Here is a 19,437-nt window from a genome sequence, read left to right as displayed (position 1 = left end):
GGTGTGGCATTTGAACCTGATTTTTGATAGCTTTGCACCTTCTCAGCGCCACTGTAGCTCAATTGGTTAGAGCAACCGACTCATAATCGGTGGGTCGCGGGTTCGATTCCCGCCGGTGGCCCCATCTCCCCTTACAATCAAACACTTAGCGCACTCCGCAGACGGCCAACGGCCATGCTGACGGAGCTTTCTGCGTTGGCCTGATTCACCCACTTGAGCCTTTTTCCTTGACAAAGGCAAGTGCGACACCCAAAGCTAATAGGGTGTGGTATTTGGAATAAGAGCTCATGAAAAACTTCATCTTGGTCGAAGCGCCCGTTACGAGCGAGGCTAACTACATCCTGCTTCATCTCGACCCTGGCATGCCCGACGAGGCACGCGAGTTCAAACCGTTCACCGACTACACGACGTGGCTGGCACGTAAGGGCTACGCAGGAAACACCGATAAGCTCTACTCGGAGCACGTTGGCCGCTTCATCGACTACGTATATGAGGCGACGAAAACCCAATTTCCTGCAGATGTCGAGGTCACTATCGAGACCGTCATCTACAGCTACCAGGTTTATCTCCTCTTCGGTACGGACGCCACGAACCCGATAGCGAAGACGCTGGCCCATAGCCTAGGGAAGACACGGCTAACCGGTCAAAACTCAATCGCGGAATCAATAGAGTCGTCTATTCGATGGTTTCTTGAGGTAGCCGAGTCAAAAAACATGACAGCACCTGACCATCTGTTCAGTCGGTTCTGCTCGAGCAAGGCCGAATATCGAAGTCAATATGAGGTTTCGGCCCAAAAAGCTAATTCATGGATGGCAGCAGTCATTCGTGGCTCGCTGAACTCAGTTTTGCCTAAACGCAAGAGAGATAAGCTGTTTGCTAAAGCAGGGCGTAGGAACAGCAAACACGACAAGCAGCCGTTCAAGATCCTTCCATTCCCTATAGAACGATCCATCGACTTTCTCAGACAGGCCAAGCCTGCAAAGTCCACGACATTTTACAGGGATATGACGCTATATGCCCTACTTGCCGCGACAGGTTCGCGTACAAGCGAGGCGCTACAAGTTCGAATGTCCGACATCGACGATGACGATTTTGCAGTGTTCCTACGCGACCCCTTTGCGAGGAAAGCGCCTGGTATTACTGAAGAAGAGCATAAGCTTCTCTCCTGGAAAGGTCGGGAGACCGAGGTCACCTTCATGATTGAACCATTCGCTAAAATATTCTGGGAGAGCCTTGAGAAGTACCTGACCCTAGAATACAACTCTAGCGTTGGACATGATTTCTTGTTTCAGAACTCTGACGGCAGGCCCTTCTTCGCAAGCGACAGGAGCAGCCGTGACAAAACCTTCAAGAAATACTCTTTGAAGGCAGGCTTGCCGGACGTCACAGGCATCAGCACTCACTCTCTGAGGCATATGTACGGAACCTACACGCTTAATTACATGCCAGTTCCTGGTCAAACCCTTCCTGGTCTACCCATTACCTACGTGAAGATCCTGATGGGCCATGCCAGCGTTACATCCACGATGAAGTACGCGAAGCACGACACCGACATCATCGAAGCATACATTCAACATGCTAACCAGTACGTCATGCAAAGAGGCGATGCCTCCTTTACCACAATTCGCGAGGAGTTTTATCTGCGCCAGCTCGAAGTATTGAAGGACGAGGCGAATCGCATTCAAGGGACGCAACATGATTAACCTGACTAAGGATATTCAGATTATCAAAACTGGAGCGCCTCTTGATAGCTCCATTAAAGAGGCGATCACGAAAGCCAAGGCTTGCGTCTGCAAAGAGCTGTTTGGCACGAACTATATCTCTCCAAGTAAGGTAACAAGCGGCGCTCGTAACGAATATTACAACGCGTCCATCGTGCGCCTGTTTGATGACCACCTGAACGTGTCAAATGCACCTATTTATGATGAAGTGTGGGTGCGTAATGCTTTAGCTTGCACGAAAAAGACTGCGCCGATAGAAATTGCGAAGCAGGTCGTTCCGAAGGCCTCTATTGACTGGCTCAACAAGTCTTCCTTGGAGAGGCTGAGTAAAGACTGCGTCTTAATTCTTCACTTTCTCTGGCAGGAGCGAGCTGTCCTGCTCCCGGCTGACCTTAGGAAGCCCACGGTTCACAATCAGGACGAAGGAACCAACTTCTATGAGTTTGCTGCAGCATCCTATACCGAGGTGCTTGCATTTGTGAGCAAACCGTTTGTCTCGCATGTTCCCTACGAAGACATTCCGGACATTACCTCCGTAATGAAGCCTAGTGCCGTCAAAAACTTTGGATGGTACGCATGGCGCATGATTCGTTGCACAGACTGGCATAGAATCGAAGACATCAATCCAGATGACATCGCTGACCTCGCCGACCACTTGGTCTTAATGCGAAGAAATGACGTTGACTGGTTCCAGTACCCCATCGCCCCAGCCGCGTTTTGGAACTATGTTCAGAGGCTGTATTCTGACAGATGTAGCCAGGTCGCCGTCCGCCCTAAAAATGATTTGCACGCCAGTAGAAAAGCTCTGGCCTCTGGCGAATATGACTATCCTGATGAGCACAAGGAAAGTGTCGAGTCGTGGTTGAAATATCAGGACAAATACACCGGCTTACAAAAGTCTCGGGGTATTAAGTCTTTCGACGCTTACAGCAAGAGCTTCTCAGTTCTGAATACCTGGTTGTTTGGCGAATACCCTACTGCCACGGGATTGCTTCCTCCTCACCCAAGTGAGCTTAATCGGACGCACATGGAGGGCGATGGATACATAGGCTTCCTCACTTTTCTTCGCAGAGGCAGGTCAAACTCAACGATCCAGCAGATCATGTACCACATCACCAGCTTTTTCAACTACTTGACGGCTCACTCGAGCGCCGACGAGAAACTTTCTGGTTTTGTTTGCCCCATACTTGAGCTCGATTTCCCCATCGTGCGAAGAAGGAATAGCTCTAATAAGCCTGCATTTCATTCTGAGCATTTCCCATACTTTCTCCAATACTGCTACGCGATAGAGTCTTTCACAACTCACCTAGCCGAAAGGGTATATCACGAACAAATAAACCTATTCGACAAACAATTCAGGGCAGATATTGAAACAAAGGATTGGAACAACACCCAAAAAATCGTTCAAACTGAAAAACTTGGGTACGTTCCAATTGTGTTCTACCGGAACCCATCATTTGACGCTTCGCAGCCTAAATCCGAAGATAATCGCCCCATGAAGTATGAGGCGCTGCGACTTCTTCCAAGGTTTGTCGTGCCAATTATTGAACACTCGGTTGAACGCGAAGGGAAGTGGGTGTTCTATCCTCAGCTCAATTACATCAGACATAATATCATCGCACTGGAGACAGGGGTTCGTAGTATTCACATACGTTGGCTAGAGAGGCGAACCTATGATATGCGAATTGATCGTTCAAGACCCCTGCCTGCGCTTTGCAAGTTACGCATCAACACTGACAAAGTAAACGGCCCCTGGGACGCTACTGTTTCGAAGACGGTAATTGAACTGCTGGATCGTCAAAAAGCCATGATCCCTTGGTTTAACGATCCCGCAATGGATGTCGAAACCTGGTATGACTACCATGAAGAAAATGAGCATGGCAAAATCATCACGCTATTTCCGAAGGGAACAAGTCCTGGCGTGCTGACTCCGGAGGCCTATGCGAAATATTTCAAAAGGCTAATTTATTCTTTTGACTTGTTCTGCAGGTTTCAGCTGGGCATTGAGGCGACGAACGCAATGCCAGAGGCTGTGGGGGATCTGGAATCTATTAATGATCCTCACGACTATCTCACCGTGATCAAACTTGAGGGACAGGCCTGCAAATTAATCGAACATACCCCGCACTCCTGCCGAGTATCAGTTGTATCTGAATACATCCCAATTTTGCCGCCACACATCATCGGCGCATTTATTACCGGCCATGCCAGTGATGAACATGTAATGTATTACGCAAAAGTTGACCCTGCATACCTAAAATCGGTTGCCCAGTATCAAAAATTGAGTATTGAGCATGGATGGCTAGTTGACCGCCCAGCAATGTCTAACATCAAAGCAGAAGACGTTGCATCGAAGCTTCAGCAGGCTTTCCGGCGAGACAAGGAGAAGTCTCTGATTGACTTCGGTGCGATCTCTTTTGACCGTGAGACCAAGGATGATGTGGTTTCGGGTGTCAGGGAGACAAGGCAGCGCCCCATCGACTCGCTGGCCTTTATGCCCACTCATATCTGCCCATTTGGTAATCGCTGCCCAGCGGACGTCGTTAAAGACCTGGGTGCCATTCCTGGGATAAGTATGCCGTGCGGGGGCTGCTATTACTCGGTCAAAACTGTCGACCACCTGCCAAGGATATACGGTCACATTCGTGTGCTAACTGACGAGTGTAGCGAGCTGGAGGCCTATATCGCTGAGTCTAAAAGGAATGGAGCATCGCCTGAAAGCCTTGTGCCAAAAGCCAATCGTCGCAAATTCCTCGCCGCAGAGATCATTTCATGGAGCGTTACTGCTCACTGCCTCGAGCAAATGCATAACGAAATCAAAACGCGTGAAAGCTTCCTGGTAGAAAAACCTGAAATCGTTTCAGAGCACCTGGAGCGCTTAGAGCTCAAGAAAGACTCGCTTTCCAACCTGATTGCTCGCACTGCAGAAGCCAAGTCGCATGCGGAGTATTTCACTCCACAGTTAGACACGCAGGTTAAAGTGGCAAGAAACAAGCTCCTTGCATTCACTGGAGACTTTAACCGCATGCTGCAAGAAGCTCCTACAGGATTCACGTTGATCGATGAATTTAGGGGTCTGATTCGGTCTACGTGTGAAGTTCTGGGTCTTTCACTGCATGATTTGAATGATGCAATGAGTAAGCCCATGGCCTTGGAACGACCTACTGCAATCCTGAAGCTAATTTCGAGCCCAAGAGGTGTTCCTGCATGAGCAAAGGTGCAAAAAAGGGCCAAAACCGCTTTGCAGGCTCTCAAAAGCTGAACCGCGACTATAGAATTTCCCGAATTAAAGACGAAGTAATACCTAAGCTGAAGTCTTTCGTAGGAAAAGCATCATTCGATGGAGTTACGCCTTACTCAAGATTCTGCGCCGAACTTTACAACGATGGGCTTCCTGTAAACGAAAAGAAGATTGGCTACAGAACCTTGGTACAGAGCACTGACTATTGGACTCTGCTCGGGCCAATATTCTTCAAGCACTGGGATGCTGCTGGAAACATGGAGTCCAAGAAGGACAAGCTTGTCGGAAAGCTGGCCGTTCAGCGAGCAGACCAACTTCAAGCTGAGACAGAGAAACTGAGGAAGGAGGTCGAAGCTCTGCGCTCAGCCCTTCGTAGCCATGGTGCTCAGCCAGTAACCCTGCCGGACACAACGCATGTGGATCAAGGATTCATGGCGAAGTTTGACAAAACCTGCCGGGCCCTCAAGTTGGTGCTCGATGCAAGTGATGGGATGTTTACAGTTGACATGCAGGCTAAAAAGATTTGCTGCAGTTTTGACGACCTTGAACCTAGGGAGGGTCTTGTCCCAAAAGAGCTTGTCGAACCTTTCGTCCTTTGGATGAAGGCTAAAGGAAGCGCGCATGGCGACCAGTGATCAAAAGCGCTCTCCGTACGACCGCTACAGGGACTATGTGCTGCAGCTTGAACAGGCTGGAAAAAAGTTTCCTGTGAATCAGTTTGGCGCCGTCAACTTCAGCAAAATCGCTGATGAATGTGGTAATCGTAGGCAGTGGTTTTCTGAAAGCGCCAAGAAGATCTTTTGCTCACAGGGCAAAACCCTTGAGCAGGTCATCGCGAAGGACATTCGCCGCATAGGCAGTGAGTTTGTTGCGGCCAAAGATCCTGAGTCTCTGGCGATTGATATGGCGGATTCGAAAAGTCGCGAAGCGAATCGGTTGCGAGTAATGCTTGAGCAAAAGTCGAAGGAAAACGAACTGCTCCGCGAGCAAGTTGAGCAACTCTCTGCCGAGCTGCGGTTGCTTCGCACATCTGCACAGGAAATCAGTAGCCAGCAGGACTTGATGATCGACTCCGGGCGGTCATTCATCCTATGAGCAATCTGTCGAGCGTGATCCAGGTGAGCTCGGTGAAGCCAGGCAGTTTTGGCGGTGCAGTCTTTTCCGGGCGCATCATTGGCCAAAACAAAATTTACACATGCAGAGCAAGCTATAAAGTCATCACCCGCATTCCTCAACCCGGTGAATGCTGGCAGTTCAAAGGCTCGATCACAGGGCATGATCAGTACAGGGATTTCGTTCTGATCGAAAGCTGTCACATCGTAAACCTGCCCATAGCGGCATATGTGGAAAGATTGCTGATAAAGCATCCTGCATTTCGCGGGCTGTCATTCGGCAAAGCGAAAGTCTCGAAACTGGTCAGGGCATTTGGCGCAGAAAACCTTGCTCAGGCATTGACTGCAGGCAGAGTCAGCCACCTGGCGGAACTGATTAATCCTGATCTCGCCCAAAAGGTCGTGGATGCCTGGAGGACACTGCAGGATGAGATTTCAACAATTGAATTTCTCATGGAGCACGACTTCGATCCTGGGCTCGCCAAAAGCGTTCTCAAGGTTTGCCAGACGGATACGGTAGAGCGCCTGAAGCTTAATCCGTACAGCCTCATTGCGTTTCAAGGCATCCACCCAAACATGTGGAAAATCGTAGACGCCGCAGCAGCCAAGCTAGGCATACCTCGTGATGACCCACGCAGGCTGGCCGGCCTTGTGGAGAATTTGCTCTATGTGCGCTTGGATCAGGGCCATACCGCATACGAAATAGAAGAGCTAAAAGCCGCCCTGATGCAGAAGCTTCCATCCGCCAGACTGGTAGACCAAGCTATCGAATGCGCCCTACAAAGGCGTGCTGTATGCGTTAAGAAGTATCAAGGGACGACGCTTATCCAGCCACTGGGAGCGGCCCTTGTCGAAAGTAAACTCGAGCAGCGAGTCGCGAGTCTACTGTCCGCTCAGGCCTCATTGCTTCACGGTTCTCCGCAGGAACTGGAGCAAGCGATTGAAGATTACTGCGCACACGGTAAGAGCGTGCCTGGACACTCACTCACCCGAGACCAGAAAAGCGCAGTGCTGATGGCGCTTACTAATCGCATCAGCACGCTGACTGGATTTGGCGGTACGGGCAAGACAACGGTGCTGAAAGCCATCGTTGATATAGCCTCTCAGCACCGCCCTGTGCATGTCTTAGCACTGAGCGGAAAAGCCAAGGAGCGGGCCAAGGAGTCTGTTGGCCGAGACACCTACACGATCCACAGTTTCTTGATCAAAATCAGCACTGCAAGCTCAGGGCTCAGCACTGGAGGCGACCCTCTGGTAATTATCGATGAATCCAGCATGGTAGACATCGCCTTGATGCTGAAACTGCTGAATGCCTTTGCGAAGAAAGAACTGTCTCTCTTGCTAGTAGGCGATACCGGTCAGCTATCTCCGGTTGGTTATGGAATCTTCTTCCATGCACTGGCCAAATCGAAGGCGATACCGTCGACCCACCTGATCAAGGTTCACAGGTCTACCGGCAACAGTCATCTTCAGAACATCGCCATGAAGATTAGATCTGGTCACCTGGACACCTTGCCATTCTGGAATGGCGAGAGCGATGGGGTTTATCTGATCCCCTGCACAAACACGCAGGACATGCTGACACACCTCGCGAAGATCAAGCAGATCATCCCTGACGCTCAGATCCTGACGCCACACATGTCTGATCGCATGCCGGATTCCGGGCACAAGATAAACAAACACCTGCAAAGCGCCCTCCAGCATACAGACGAGACGCAGGGTATCTGGATGGGCAAATACTGGCTGCGCGTTAACGACCCCGTCATCGTCACTCAGAATAGCTACGAGCATAATCTGTTCAACGGCAACACCGGGATCATGACTGGCATTACGTCAATCGATGGCCAGACTTCAGGTGTGTTTTTCTTCAATGGGCTCGAAGTGACCCTCTCCAGGATGGACTTGTTCGGGCTGGGAATGAAACTTGCCTACGCCATATCCATTCATAAGGCGCAAGGCAGCGAGTACGAGACGTCGATCCTTTGCACTCTGAGTCAAAGCGAATTTGTGGAACGAAGCATGCTTTACACAGCCGTCTCACGATCTAAGCGGCTGGCCTTGATCCTAAGCACGCATGACATCATGCAGCAGGGGGTAGCTCGCCCGAACCGAAGTGACACCCTCTGTGTGGGCTTCTCGGTTTGAATACCAAACAGGTTGTTAGCCCTACAATATTGTGGGCAGGGCTTTCGCTTCAGGCGCCTTACCTTGCTTGTATGATCGCGGGATCCGCGCCCAATGCCTCAGGTAGGAGAATTCATTGAAGTTGCTCACAACGCTTTGGAGCGTCATCCGCCCCGACCGCCGCCCCGAGCGTGAGAAAGCGCGTGAACGCGAGTTCATCCTAGCGGCGAACTCCTTGAAGACCCTCAAGGTGACACCAGAGGGCGGAATGTCCATCGATCCCGAAGAACTCCGAGATCAGATAATCGCGGCACGCGAGCAGTTGCAGCACCTTGTCCACCAGCCAGGAAAGCCAAGCAGGCCATTCCAACCTGTGGCAGAGAACGAGGTGGGGCAGAAGGCTTACCCCGCTGCTGAGGCCCCTGTAGAGCTGCAGGACTGTATTGAGGTGGTGGCTTGGCGTCGGCTCCATAGTGGCGCTGCTGTGCGCTACGTGTGCCTCCAGTCTACAAGTACGGGGCGATTCGCTGTCGCTACAGCCAGTCTGTTCAGAGAGGCCATGGAGAGTCTCCCGACTTGGGTCGACGGCAATACCAACAGGCAAATCGCGAATGCCCTACAGCTCGATGATCTCCAGTGGTACGCGGCTGTGAGCGAGGCTATGGATGCATGGAATGCGGAGCTCTGATGACCCTGAGTTTTCGGTCACGGCGTGCCCCTGCGGGTAGCGGCTGTCGTGAACCGAGCCTTGGCAAAGCCTGCGTCTCGGCCCTTCGGGCTTTCATCCCGCACGCCTGCGCGCTCCGCTTGCGGTATGCAGAGATCAGTTCCTCCCTGGACAGTGCCTGTAGCTCGCACATTCTGATCCATTGAAAAGTCAAACGTGAGTCTGGCACTGGCTTTCTGAAGGGATAAACGCCCAGATTGGATGCAGGCTGAGAAAAGGGCATTCACCAGTGCGGTGAACAGCTTGATAGGAGTGAACCCGACCGAGGGCGATGCCCTGAAGCCGGGTTTATTCGGATTAAGCGAGCACAGCAGCGGGTTCCGCCGTATCGTCACCGCCTCCCTGTGCCGCTAGATCAGGCGAAACCAGACCTTGGGAGGAAGGGGCATAAGGGTAAAAAGCTTCAAACTTGTCATACGGGAAGAGTGACTGAATTTTGTACACGGCGTTTGTAAGAAACTGAGTCTTCTCTATATCGGCGTAATCACCGCTGTACCTTCCAGAGAAGAAGTTGACCTCCCAATAGCCAGCCTTTGGCCGTATTTCTCCCGCAATCCGAGCGGCCTGCATCCCAGTCATACTTGGGTGACCGAGCTCATCAGGTTTTGGAATGTCCTCAGCGACGAATAACACGCCGTCCTTACCTATGGCCCAGATAAGCTTACTCTCAGAGGATGGGTCGTTAGCCACTGAATCGGCCACTTTCTTGTAGGCCTCGTGAACATCAACCAAACGGATTTGTTGCGGATCCCAGAATTTTTTCGCGGTCTTGTTGGTGCCTTTTCCGTTCCGCGAGACCTCGTTCTCTTTAATGTGGTTGGGCGCACGCAATGTCCCATACATGCTATTGAGATGACTTTCGTAGTCATCTCGGCGCTGCTTCACAGCCCTGGTGAACGCCGGGAAGAAGTGCTGATCATCTAGACCGGCGATCTGGCTCTCCTGCCCCTTGAAGCCGGCCAGCATCGCATCTGCATAAATTGGGTCATGAATGTAAATGCCAGATACAGCGTTGCCCAAGGGAATGTCAGTCGCATCCAAGAACACCTGGAAAGCACACTCGGAATCCCAGTAGACATCAATTTGCCACTGTAAGCGTGCGAGGCTGCCAGTCAAGAAACTGAGTTTTTCCTTACGCCAGCGAATCATTCTCTCTTCATCGAGGGTGTAAGTACCCAACACGTCATTGACCTTGCGGTGGGTGTAATGTTTACGGACATCGTCTCGCGCTTGAGCAATCGATGCCAGTTTGATCTCGTACCTGACCGAAGGAACCGGGATCTCAAGCAGAGGACACATTTCATCTTCCAGGTATCCCAATACCTGATCACGAATACGCTCTGCTGTGCCATGAGCGAACTTGAAGTCGATGCGCGTCTTTCTATCTGCCGGGATGATCGAGATATCTGGAACAATAATCTCATGGGGAGCCACCCAGTTAGTGGCATCCGGTTCTCGAATGGACATCGCCAGCCCCCAACGACCTTTTACGGCCTCAGGAGTGGATTCCCCGAAAAATTCGTCAAGCATGACCATTTCTGCTCGTGCGTACGGCCCGAGTCGGTCGTCATTGTCAACACCGGTTGAAAACTGACCCACCGGGGATGCGGCGGAAATCTTGGACTACCTGGAGGTAGTTCATGTATTCATACGAAGACCGTATCCGAGCGGTCAAGCTCTACATCAAACTGGGCAAGCGAACCGGGGCAACTATTCGTCAGTTGGGCTACCCGACGAAGAACTCTTTGAAGAGCTGGCACGCAGAGTATGAGCGATGCCTCGACCTGCCGCGTTGCTACGAGAACTCGAAGTCGAAGTACTCACCGGCCCAAAGGGAAAAGGCTGTCGAGCACTATCTCGAATACGGTCGCAACATCGCCGCTACCATCAAGGCGTTGGGCTACCCCGCGCGGGATTCTTTGCGTGCCTGGATTTACGAAATGCACCCCGAGTTGCATACGCGTGTTGTCAGTCGATCAGACGGGTTAGCCCGGCCGCCAGCGGTGAAGCAGGCAGCGGTCATCGCGCTGTGCACGCGAAAAGAAAGTGCGAAAGCCCTGGCTCAAAAGCTGGGCGTGTGCAGGCCGACCTTGTACAACTGGAAAAACCAGCTACTCGGCCCAGAGGTATCCCCATCCATGAAGTGTCGACTTGAACCCTCATCGTCACCGGAACGAGAGGAGTTGCAGCGGCAACTCGAATCTCTCCAGCTCGATGTTCGCCGTTTGCAGCTTGAACATGACCTGTTGATGAGGGCGAATGAACTCATAAAAAAAGAGACGGGCATCAACCGGCAAGTCCTGACCAATCGGGAGAAGACATTGCTGGCTGATGCCCTTAGGCATAGGTACTCCTTGCTAGAGCTGCTTGACGCGTTGGGCTTGGCCCGAAGCTCCTATTTCTATCATCGAGCCCGAATGCAGGTCGCGGAAAAGTACACCGAAGTGCGTCGTGCCATGGCGGACATATTCGAGCGCAATCATCGTTGCTATGGCTACCGTCGGATGCGAGCTTCGTTGAGCAGGCAGCGTGTGCGCCTTTCAGAGAAGGTGGTGCAGCGCTTGATGAAGCAGGAGTGCCTAGTCGTCGCCAAGCCGAAACGGCGTCGATACGGTTCCTACCTCGGGGAGATCAGTCCGGCGCCGGAAAACCTCCTCAACCGCGACTTCACGGCCCTAGCTCCGAATGAGAAATGGCTGACCGACATCTCGGAGTTCCAGATCCCGGCAGGCAAGGTGTACCTGTCCCCCATGATCGACTGCTTCGATGGGAAGGTAATCAGTTGGTCGATCGGCACGCGTCCCGACGCCGAGCTTGTGAACACGATGCTGGATGCAGCTATCGAAACGGTGGCCAGTAACGATAAACGGCCTGTTGTTCACTCCGATCGTGGCGCTCACTACCGCTGGCCCGGCTGGTTATCGCGCATCGCTGATGCGAAGCTGATTCGTTCGATGTCGCGCAAAGGCTGCTCACCAGACAACGCGGCTTGTGAAGGTTTCTTCGGCCGACTGAAAACGGAACTGTTCTATCCTCGCAACTGGCAGTCAACGAGCATCGAGCAGTTCATTCAGGCCTTGGATTCATACATTCGCTGGTACAACGAAAAACGTATAAAGATTTCCCTCGGCGCGCTCAGTCCCATTGAGTATCGTGAAAGCCTGGGCTTAGCGGCATAACCAGTCCAAGTTTTTGTCCGCATCCCCGGTGGGTCAGTTTTGCATCGGTACTGACACGTCATGAACGTATACCCATTTCGAATCACCCCGGAAGTCATAACCAAGGGCGGTAATTGCGTGCCCAGCTTTGACGTACTCACCAGCTTCGTTGGGTTCCACGCCGTATACTTTTCCCGTCAAAATGACGGGCAGGTTGCTATTAATGTGAGCAACGAGGGACTCTCGGAAAGATTCAGGAGTTGATTCCTCAAGGCTATTGTTGTGATATCGCAGCCCCTCAATATCAAGCGTTCGCTGGATCTGCTTATTGGTAAGCTCTTTATTTGGGAATCCATTACTGGAACCGTCCACAAAATTCAGGGCGGCGGTGGTGATCTCACTGCAGGATTTAATGTCCTTAACACTACGACCAGGCGAACTGTGCAACGCTGTCCAAATGGCGGTGGTAGCACACGCGGCAACCACCTTGTCCTGTTCTTGGAATGCAATTGAGTCGATTGTCAGCTTGATGCCAAAGAGATTCACATCATAAGGCTTGTCAATTTTCTTCTTGCCCACACCTCGGTCACCACTGACACGAAGGCAGGTTTTCCCCACGAATGTCCTGGTGAGAGGTTTGATAACCATGAAACCGAGGTAGTGCGACTGGAGTTGCTCTAGAGTTTTTACAGCATTGTCATCCTCAGCATCATCTAACATTTCTCCCACGTCACCCGCCAGTAGAGCGTCGAGCCGCTTGTGAGTCAGATCGCAACTGAAGAAGTGAAGCCGAGCGCACTTGTAGCCATCGTTGCCGAAACGCCCCAGGTAAAAACGCGAGTAGTCCTCGAGGAAGTCTCGGTCGATGTATTCGTGCTCAAGCAGGATGCTTCCTACCGTCTTCTTACCCTTCGGAATCTCGGGCATGAAGGACTTCAAGTAGTTATAGATGTACTTGATCTGAGGTTTTTTGAAGATGTCAGCGTGATCATAGCCGTATGGCTCATGAATCAACGCTGCCATCGTCGCCTCTTCGAAGCTGGTGATGAGGTATGGAGTCATTGTGATCGCGCAAAAAAAAGCAGCCCATTAGGCTGCTTTCGGATGAAGGGATTTATTAGAGGCTGCAGGTCTTGGCAAGCAGCGTCGCAGTGACTTCTTGTTTAGCGAATTCACGTGCCAGACGGTGGTTAGTCGCGGCCATGCGATCACGAGCCGCCTTTAGGCTGGCTTCATGAGAACCGTTACGGTTACGGGCCTCTTCGATCATACGCTCAAGAGTCATAGCTCCATCCTCTAAGAATTTTGTTCCACGGTGCATCAACGAATTCCAATGCGCGACCACTGCTTTCAATGGAAAAAAACGTAATACTGCCTCGCTAGCAAAAGCGGTGCGGATTATCGAGCTCGTTCACCAAGCTTCACAAGCAGTACCTGCCGTCAGCCGACAAGCGGCTTTACGACTATAGTTCAGACTTGGCGAAAGCCCCCAAGGTTCAATAAACAAGCAGCCTCAGAACTCGGCAAACGGCAGCCCCGTCACAGCTCCGCTTCTCAGGAACGCCATTAAGGCTCTTCTCCTGCTAGTCGTTACCATAGCGACTAAAACCTCCATCAGGGAGGTGGCCAAGCTGGGCGAAAAATCGTTGATAACCGAGTATGGCATATGGCAATCACCCACTTAAAGTGTATTTTGCCGTTATTTTCGCCCCGTTATAGGGCGCCGGAGCGACGTTTTTTGAGTCTTCCATGCTCCCAGTCAGCGTTTGCTCGTCTGAATGGAAAGGATAGCCGACTAAAGGCTCAGTTATGCGTCGGCCCCCATGGGCCCCACGATGGCGGATTCTTAACGATGTCGATTGAGGTGCTGAGCTCGTCCTGCATGTGTTCAAAAACTCTGTCGAGACTTGGATGAGCTTTCGACTCTCGCAGGGCATTCACTAACGCCAATAGCTCACGCCCTTGAGCCACCGGCATTTGGATGTCGCAATACACGGTGTCATCGCTGTCTCGTTCCACGTCTATTCTCCGTCTGCATCAATCCAGCTTGGGCTTACTTCTGGCAGTTCTGTGTGCCTCGAGGTGCTGCATCTCTGATTCCCAACAAGCCAGGAATTTATACCAGTCCGCAGCGTAAGGCCCATCTAACAATCTGGTCGACCCGATACTCGCCTGATTGAAGCGCTCCCTCCAGGGCTGGGGGATAGTCTGCTCCAAAATGATGTCGATTCCGGAGTTGTGATGCTGCAGCGTGACACAATCCCGAAGCTGGTTGAGATCAAGTGCCTTGTCAGCATTGGGGGAGTATTTCCGTTCTTGAAGGTCAAGGTCATCAAGGATGGATAAGGCATCGAACGCCTTCGAATCGCCTGGAGATATGTGCGCAAGTATCCACAAAGCCTTTCGTCTCTTGGCCTCCAGTTCGCGCAGTTCATCGTCGGGCATTTGAGTTACCTCTTGTTGGCGTTGATGGCGTGCCGCCTGCGGCGTCAGGCTGCCGTAAATCGAGCCCCGCCAAGGCGTGTCTCGACCCTGCGGGCTCGCATCCCTCACGCCTGCGCGCTCCGCTTGCTTGGTGTTTGCGTCTCTGTGAAACATAGATCGTAACGCACCCTCCCTCGTGACTCGCAGCGGAGCATCGCTATTCAGAGCGTTCTGTTATCGTTCTAAAAGTAATTTAGTCGCTCTTAGCCATCAGCCTTCTGGGGAGCCGAGAATGGACACGACTCGACGCGTACCAGGCAGAGCCTACCAAACGGTTCGCGATCCCGAGCGTCTGCTCATTGAAGAGCGCGCCGAAGCTCTATCTGCTGCAGGCTACCCGCTGCCAGATGATGATCCGGCTATGTACGCTGAGCAATTGTTGAAAGAGGCCAGAGCGACACGACGACTACCGTGTTCAGATATTTGTCTTTCGTCCTGTGGGTCACAAGGTACTGACAACTAGGAAGTTAAGAGCTACCGCCCCTCATTTTTATCATCAAGGAAGAAAATGAAATACTCATTGCTTGAAGGCGCTCGTGTAGAGGCCACTCCAAAAGCACGTGGTGTTTGCAGTTTTTGTGGTTCCCAGACTGTCGCTAAATGCGGGAACCATGTCGTCTGGCATTGGGCTCATAAACGTTTGGACAATTGCGATCCGTGGTGGGAAACGGAAACGGCATGGCATCGCGATTGGAAGAATATGTTCCCAACCGAGTGGCAGGAAGTTGTGTTGCAAGCGTCCTCAGGGGAGAGACATATAGCAGATGTCCGAACGCCTTCAGGGATGGTTATTGAGTTTCAGAGATCGACGATACATCCTGAAGAGGTAATCGCGAGGCAAAACTACTATCAAAATATGATCTGGGTGATCGATGGCACGCGGACTGAGTTCGACAGGTACAACTTCAGAATGGGTTTGTCGAAAGTGTCGGAGAATGGACTGGCTTCATTTAGCTGGCATTCCCGCAGCAAGCTTTTTGCTCGCTGGTGGGTTTCCAAACCCGTGTTCATCGACTTCGGCCCCGATTTCGGTATATGGCGCGTCTTAAGATTCGATCCGACTCAAAAACGTGGAGTGGTGGCTTACACTCACAAGGAAAAGCTGGTCGAATGGATCACCAACGGCACCACCGATTTTAGCTTCAATGGAGGCCCGGCCTCTGATAAATCCGGTACGGCGGGTCAATAAAAACCGACCAAGTGTCTAGCGGGCATCTCTGTCCTTCGGGCTTCTTGCTGTTCTAGCTTGCAAATCAAACACCTTGAGACTACTTAGGGACGGGACGCTCATAAGGTGCTCTCAGGGTATGCCTATACCCGCAAGACACTTGCTGACTCATCATCGAGCTATGCTGGGTCGACATCAAGGAGTCCATGTAGATGCCCAGTGAATACTCGCTATCAGATGTGCTGGAAAGGATGTACCAAAACCAGCTGGCCCTTGAGGCTGCGCTCATGGAGCTGACCCTCCAGGTGGAAGCCCAGGGACATGCGGAAGTCGGCGACAACGTCCGTGGTGCGCTTTACACAATTGGTGAGAACGCTGGTCATATCAAACAGGGGCTGGCCCGGCTCAAAACACTCCCATGAACCAGCCGCTTTTCGATTTTGATCTCAAACGCGTTTCCCGCACGCACTACATCACTGGCAAAGCTGCGATCAATTTTCCAGATCCAGGTAGTACAACGGGAGGATGGCATTTCCTGTCTTACTTCGACCGAAAATCCGGCGTGGCCAAGGTGTCCTTGGCAGGTATTCATTATCCAGATACGACCGATTTCTTTGGAGACGCTGGACTCATCGACGTAACCGACGAGCTTGCGATGAGAGGCTGGTCAGAAGACGGCAAAAGGCTGTTCATGGCGGATCACTACCGTGCCGCAGCAGACATGATTATTAAGTGGGCGGTAGGTGACGCCAAACGCTGCAACGTCGAAATCGCTGATTGGTTCCCTTCAACATGCGAAAGGCAGGGATTGTTGGTGATGTTGGATTTAGGGAAACCGGTGCTTTTACGTAGAGGAAGGTTGCAAAAAATGGAAGCTTGGCTTCGCTCGCAATGACCACCGCAAGTCTGCGTGTCTGTTCCTTCTTCCGAATGCCCTCTGAACAACTGCTTTTGTTGAGCACCGCTTCCCAAGCCTTGCAGCAAGGAGTAGCGTAGCGATTACTACATATCGAGTAGATATTCCTACATGAAAAATTGGCTCGCATTGATCCTTGGCTTACCCACCGCCAACGCCACCGAGCGCATGCGAGCCTGGCGTGCCTTGAAAGCTTCAGGTGCCGCTGTACTCCGTGACGGTGTTTACCTGCTCCCTGATACCAGCGCTTGCCGCGAAGCTCTGACTTCTGTCGAACGAGACATATTGGCCATCAATGGCACCGCCTACCTCCTGCCTGTAGTTGATCCCAACGGTGAGCGCTTTATCGAGTTTTTCGACCGCAAGGATGACTACACCAAACTTGGTGGAGAGATCGAAGGCTGCCGTGAGCAGTTGAATGCTGAAAATGCGCTGGCGACGACCAAACAAATCCGCAAGCTGCGCAAAGCCTACGATCAGATAGCGAGCATCGATTACTTCCCAGGTGAACCAAAGCACCAGATTGATGCGGCTCTACAGGAGTTAGAGACGGCAGTCAGTAGAGCCCTGTCGCCGGATGAGCCGCACAGCAGTAATCAACCGATATCGGTACTCAATCTCAGCGATTATCAGGGCCGTATCTGGGCAACGCGTAAACGTCCCTGGGTCGACCGGCTCGCCTGTGCCTGGTTGATCCGCCGCTTCATCGACCCGCAAGCTCAGATCGTCTGGCTGAACACTCCACAGGACTGCCCAGTCAACGCCTTGGGGTTTGATTTTGATGACGCAACCTTCAGCCATGTTGGTAACCGCGTCACCTTTGAAACCCTACAGGCCAGTTTTCAAATCCAGATACAAGGTCTAGGTCGCATTGCTGCCCTTGTGCATTACCTCGATGTTGGCGATATTCAGCCGGTGGAGGCTGCCGGGATTCAGCGGGTGCTTGCTGGGCTGCGAGAGACCATTTCCGACGACGACCAACTTCTGGCTGCCGCGAGCGCCATCTTCGACGGCCTGCTCGCCGGGTTTGTGAAAGAGGAGCAACCCAATGAGTAAAGTTATGGCACCAGAGGTTGAAGCGAATCCGTTGAGGCCTGAACAGATTAGTCTGCGTGAGGCGTTCTGGTTCTGGTTGAAGCTCGGTTTCATTAGCTTCGGCGGGCCTGCGGGCCAGATCTCGATCATGCATCAGGAGTTGGTGGAGCGGCGACGCTGGATTTCAGAACGCAGATTTCTACATGCCCTCAATTACTGCATGTTGTTGCCAGGGCCCGAGGCTCAGCAACTGGCGACTTACATTGGTTGGCTGATGCATCGAACGTGGGGAGGCGTGGTCGCCGGCGCGCTGTTTGTGCTGCCCTCACTATTCATCCTGATCGCGCTGTCGTGGATGTACATCGCGTTCGGCGAAGTACCCGTGGTAGCCGGACTTTTCTACGGCATCAAGCCCGCCGTGACGGCCATCGTGGTGCAGGCGGCGCATAGAATCGGCTCTCGGGCACTGAAGAATAATTGGCTGTGGGCGATAGCAGCGGCTTCATTTGCCGCCATCTTTGCATTCAATGTTCCGTTCCCGCTGATCGTCTTAGGGGCAGCGTTGATTGGCTATTTCGGGGGGCGAATGGCACCCGAAAAATTCAGAGCCGGTGGCCATAGCGCCGCCAAAAAATCCTTCGGCCCGGCCTTAATCGATGACGACACGCCGTCCCCCGAACATGCTCGGTTCAGCTGGTTGAAATTGGCCTCACTCGCACTGATTAGTGCCGTGCTATGGGCTTTGCCGATGGGTGTTTTGACCGCGCTCTTTGGGTGGGAAGGAACCCTGACCCAGATGAGCTGGTTCTTTACCAAAGCTGCATTGCTGACCTTCGGCGGGGCTTATGCCGTACTGCCGTATGTCTATCAAGGCGCAGTCGGTCACTATGGCTGGCTAACCCCGACACAGATGATCGACGGCCTTGCGCTGGGGGAAACCACGCCAGGGCCGCTGATCATGGTGGTGGCTTTCGTCGGCTTCGTCGGGGCCTATGTCTCGCAAGTGTTCGGGGCTGATCAGGTGTTTCTGGCCGGAGCTGTCGCAGCTGCCCTGGTGACCTGGTTCACCTTCTTACCTTCGTTCCTGTTCATCCTTGCGGGTGGCCCTCTGGTTGAGTCGACCCACAACGAACTCAAGTTCACTGCACCGCTTACCGCCATCACCGCCGCCGTAGTTGGGGTGATCCTCAATCTGGCGTGCTTCTTCGGGTATCACGTGCTTTGGCCGAAAGGCTTCAGCGGCAACCTCGACTGGCCTTCAGCAGTAATCGCCATCGCAGCGGCAATAGCATTGTTCCGCTTCAAGCGCGGCGTCATTCAGGTACTGATGGCCTGTGCGCTCGCTGGTCTAGCAGTACATCTGTTGCGCTAGCTATCACGAGCGGATTAAACAGCGTCCGTCAGACACCCAGGCCCCTTCAGATCTGAAGTGACCAGCTCACACCAAAGCCCAGCCTGACGCTGGGCTTTTGCCATTTAATGGCAGTGGTAGTCGTTGGTTTTATGGTTTCGATGGCAACCTTTTGAATCAGTACCGCCGCTGTGCGAGAAGGCAGCAACGGACGTAATCGAAAGTAAAGCGGCGATCAAAATGGCGGACAGCTTCATCAGGGTCTGCTCCTTGCTCATATTTTTATATCCGTGAGAGGTCTCACGCCCGGCAGCGTATGGCTAAGTGCCTTCACCGAGCAAGCGCATCCTGCTTGATTTCGCAAATATTCGATGAGCGACTGATCGGCTGCTTCTTGAGC

The 19,437-nt window shown here is 52.4% G+C and carries 18 protein-coding genes and 1 tRNA gene; 13 read left to right on the top strand and 6 right to left on the bottom strand.

Annotated elements, in window-relative coordinates; genetic code table 11:
• Window positions 1-47: 47 nt before the first annotated feature.
• The 7 genes from ACODSV_RS15850 (at window position 48) to ACODSV_RS15820 (ending at window position 8,886) form a co-directional block, all read left to right on the top strand.
• A tRNA-Ile gene (locus ACODSV_RS15850) sits at window positions 48-124 on the top strand.
• Between the two features lie 163 nt (window positions 125-287).
• The gene (locus ACODSV_RS15845) at window positions 288-1,703 is read left to right on the top strand and encodes a tyrosine-type recombinase/integrase (RefSeq protein ID WP_034139553.1); all 1,416 of its coding nucleotides are present in this window, start codon (window positions 288-290) and stop codon (window positions 1,701-1,703) included.
• Complete coding sequence (locus ACODSV_RS15840; RefSeq protein WP_169901635.1) at window positions 1,696-4,932, top strand: hypothetical protein; 3,237 nt, start codon at window positions 1,696-1,698, stop codon at window positions 4,930-4,932. The genes ACODSV_RS15845 and ACODSV_RS15840 overlap by 8 nt, the downstream gene beginning before the upstream one ends.
• A complete protein-coding gene (locus ACODSV_RS15835; RefSeq protein WP_034139555.1) occupies window positions 4,929-5,597 on the top strand; it encodes a hypothetical protein in 669 nt (222 codons plus the stop codon). The genes ACODSV_RS15840 and ACODSV_RS15835 overlap by 4 nt, the downstream gene beginning before the upstream one ends.
• Entirely contained in the window at window positions 5,584-6,057 is a 474-nt protein-coding gene (locus ACODSV_RS15830; protein ID WP_034139556.1) for a hypothetical protein, read from the top strand. Before ACODSV_RS15835 ends, ACODSV_RS15830 begins: the two co-directional genes overlap by 14 nt.
• Window positions 6,054-8,219 carry an AAA family ATPase gene (locus tag ACODSV_RS15825; RefSeq protein WP_038443833.1) on the top strand — a complete coding sequence of 722 codons (2,166 nt, stop codon included), beginning with the start codon at window positions 6,054-6,056 and terminating at the stop codon, window positions 8,217-8,219. The genes ACODSV_RS15830 and ACODSV_RS15825 overlap by 4 nt, the downstream gene beginning before the upstream one ends.
• A gap of 115 nt (window positions 8,220-8,334) precedes the next feature.
• Window positions 8,335-8,886 carry a hypothetical protein gene (locus tag ACODSV_RS15820; RefSeq protein ID WP_086793446.1) on the top strand — a complete coding sequence of 184 codons (552 nt, stop codon included), beginning with the start codon at window positions 8,335-8,337 and terminating at the stop codon, window positions 8,884-8,886.
• A gap of 336 nt (window positions 8,887-9,222) precedes the next feature.
• Here the strand turns inward: ACODSV_RS15820 and ACODSV_RS15815 are convergent, their stop codons facing one another.
• A complete protein-coding gene (locus ACODSV_RS15815) occupies window positions 9,223-10,455 on the bottom strand; it encodes a hypothetical protein (RefSeq protein WP_262383293.1) in 1,233 nt (410 codons plus the stop codon).
• Window positions 10,456-10,565: 110 nt separating this feature from the next.
• Here ACODSV_RS15815 and ACODSV_RS15810 point away from each other — a divergent pair, with 110 nt between their 5' ends.
• The gene (locus ACODSV_RS15810) at window positions 10,566-12,104 is read left to right on the top strand and encodes an IS3 family transposase (protein ID WP_039615185.1); all 1,539 of its coding nucleotides are present in this window, start codon (window positions 10,566-10,568) and stop codon (window positions 12,102-12,104) included.
• A 33-nt stretch (window positions 12,105-12,137) separates the two neighbouring features.
• Here the strand turns inward: ACODSV_RS15810 and ACODSV_RS15805 are convergent, their stop codons facing one another.
• From ACODSV_RS15805 to ACODSV_RS15790, 4 genes are all read right to left on the bottom strand, one after another.
• Window positions 12,138-13,106: a C39 family peptidase gene (locus ACODSV_RS15805; RefSeq protein ID WP_262383292.1), complete on the bottom strand. Its 969-nt coding sequence runs from the start codon at window positions 13,104-13,106 to the stop codon at window positions 12,138-12,140.
• Window positions 13,107-13,200: 94 nt separating this feature from the next.
• Window positions 13,201-13,368 carry a hypothetical protein gene (locus ACODSV_RS15800; protein WP_010203399.1) on the bottom strand — a complete coding sequence of 56 codons (168 nt, stop codon included), beginning with the start codon at window positions 13,366-13,368 and terminating at the stop codon, window positions 13,201-13,203.
• Between the two features lie 518 nt (window positions 13,369-13,886).
• Window positions 13,887-14,102: a hypothetical protein gene (locus tag ACODSV_RS15795; protein WP_007246723.1), complete on the bottom strand. Its 216-nt coding sequence runs from the start codon at window positions 14,100-14,102 to the stop codon at window positions 13,887-13,889.
• 18 nt (window positions 14,103-14,120) lie between these two features.
• The gene (locus tag ACODSV_RS15790; RefSeq protein WP_038448081.1) at window positions 14,121-14,528 is read right to left on the bottom strand and encodes a hypothetical protein; all 408 of its coding nucleotides are present in this window, start codon (window positions 14,526-14,528) and stop codon (window positions 14,121-14,123) included.
• Between the two features lie 547 nt (window positions 14,529-15,075).
• Between ACODSV_RS15790 and ACODSV_RS15785 the strand changes: the two genes are divergently transcribed.
• From ACODSV_RS15785 to chrA, 5 genes are all read left to right on the top strand, one after another.
• Window positions 15,076-15,756, top strand: a complete 681-nt coding sequence (locus ACODSV_RS15785; protein ID WP_033898335.1) for a competence protein CoiA — start codon at window positions 15,076-15,078, stop codon at window positions 15,754-15,756.
• Window positions 15,757-15,947: 191 nt separating this feature from the next.
• Window positions 15,948-16,157 carry a hypothetical protein gene (locus ACODSV_RS15780; protein ID WP_033898334.1) on the top strand — a complete coding sequence of 70 codons (210 nt, stop codon included), beginning with the start codon at window positions 15,948-15,950 and terminating at the stop codon, window positions 16,155-16,157.
• Window positions 16,154-16,630, top strand: a complete 477-nt coding sequence (locus tag ACODSV_RS15775) for a hypothetical protein (RefSeq protein WP_032894812.1) — start codon at window positions 16,154-16,156, stop codon at window positions 16,628-16,630. Before ACODSV_RS15780 ends, ACODSV_RS15775 begins: the two co-directional genes overlap by 4 nt.
• 132 nt (window positions 16,631-16,762) lie before the next feature.
• Window positions 16,763-17,707 (top strand): chromate resistance protein ChrB domain-containing protein, encoded by a 945-nt coding sequence (locus ACODSV_RS15770; RefSeq protein WP_033898333.1) that lies wholly within the window; start codon window positions 16,763-16,765, stop codon window positions 17,705-17,707.
• Entirely contained in the window at window positions 17,700-19,058 is a 1,359-nt protein-coding gene (chrA, locus tag ACODSV_RS15765) for a chromate efflux transporter (RefSeq protein WP_033898332.1), read from the top strand. The genes ACODSV_RS15770 and chrA overlap by 8 nt, the downstream gene beginning before the upstream one ends.
• A 104-nt stretch (window positions 19,059-19,162) precedes the next feature.
• Here chrA and ACODSV_RS15760 read toward each other — a convergent pair whose 3' ends face one another.
• Complete coding sequence (locus tag ACODSV_RS15760; protein WP_223817870.1) at window positions 19,163-19,315, bottom strand: YHYH domain-containing protein; 153 nt, start codon at window positions 19,313-19,315, stop codon at window positions 19,163-19,165.
• Window positions 19,316-19,437 lie beyond the last annotated feature (122 nt).

Source organism: Pseudomonas sp. FG86, from assembly GCF_057808775.1.
Note: the sequence above shows the minus strand (reverse complement) of the source record. Positions and strands in the feature narration are given on the sequence as shown.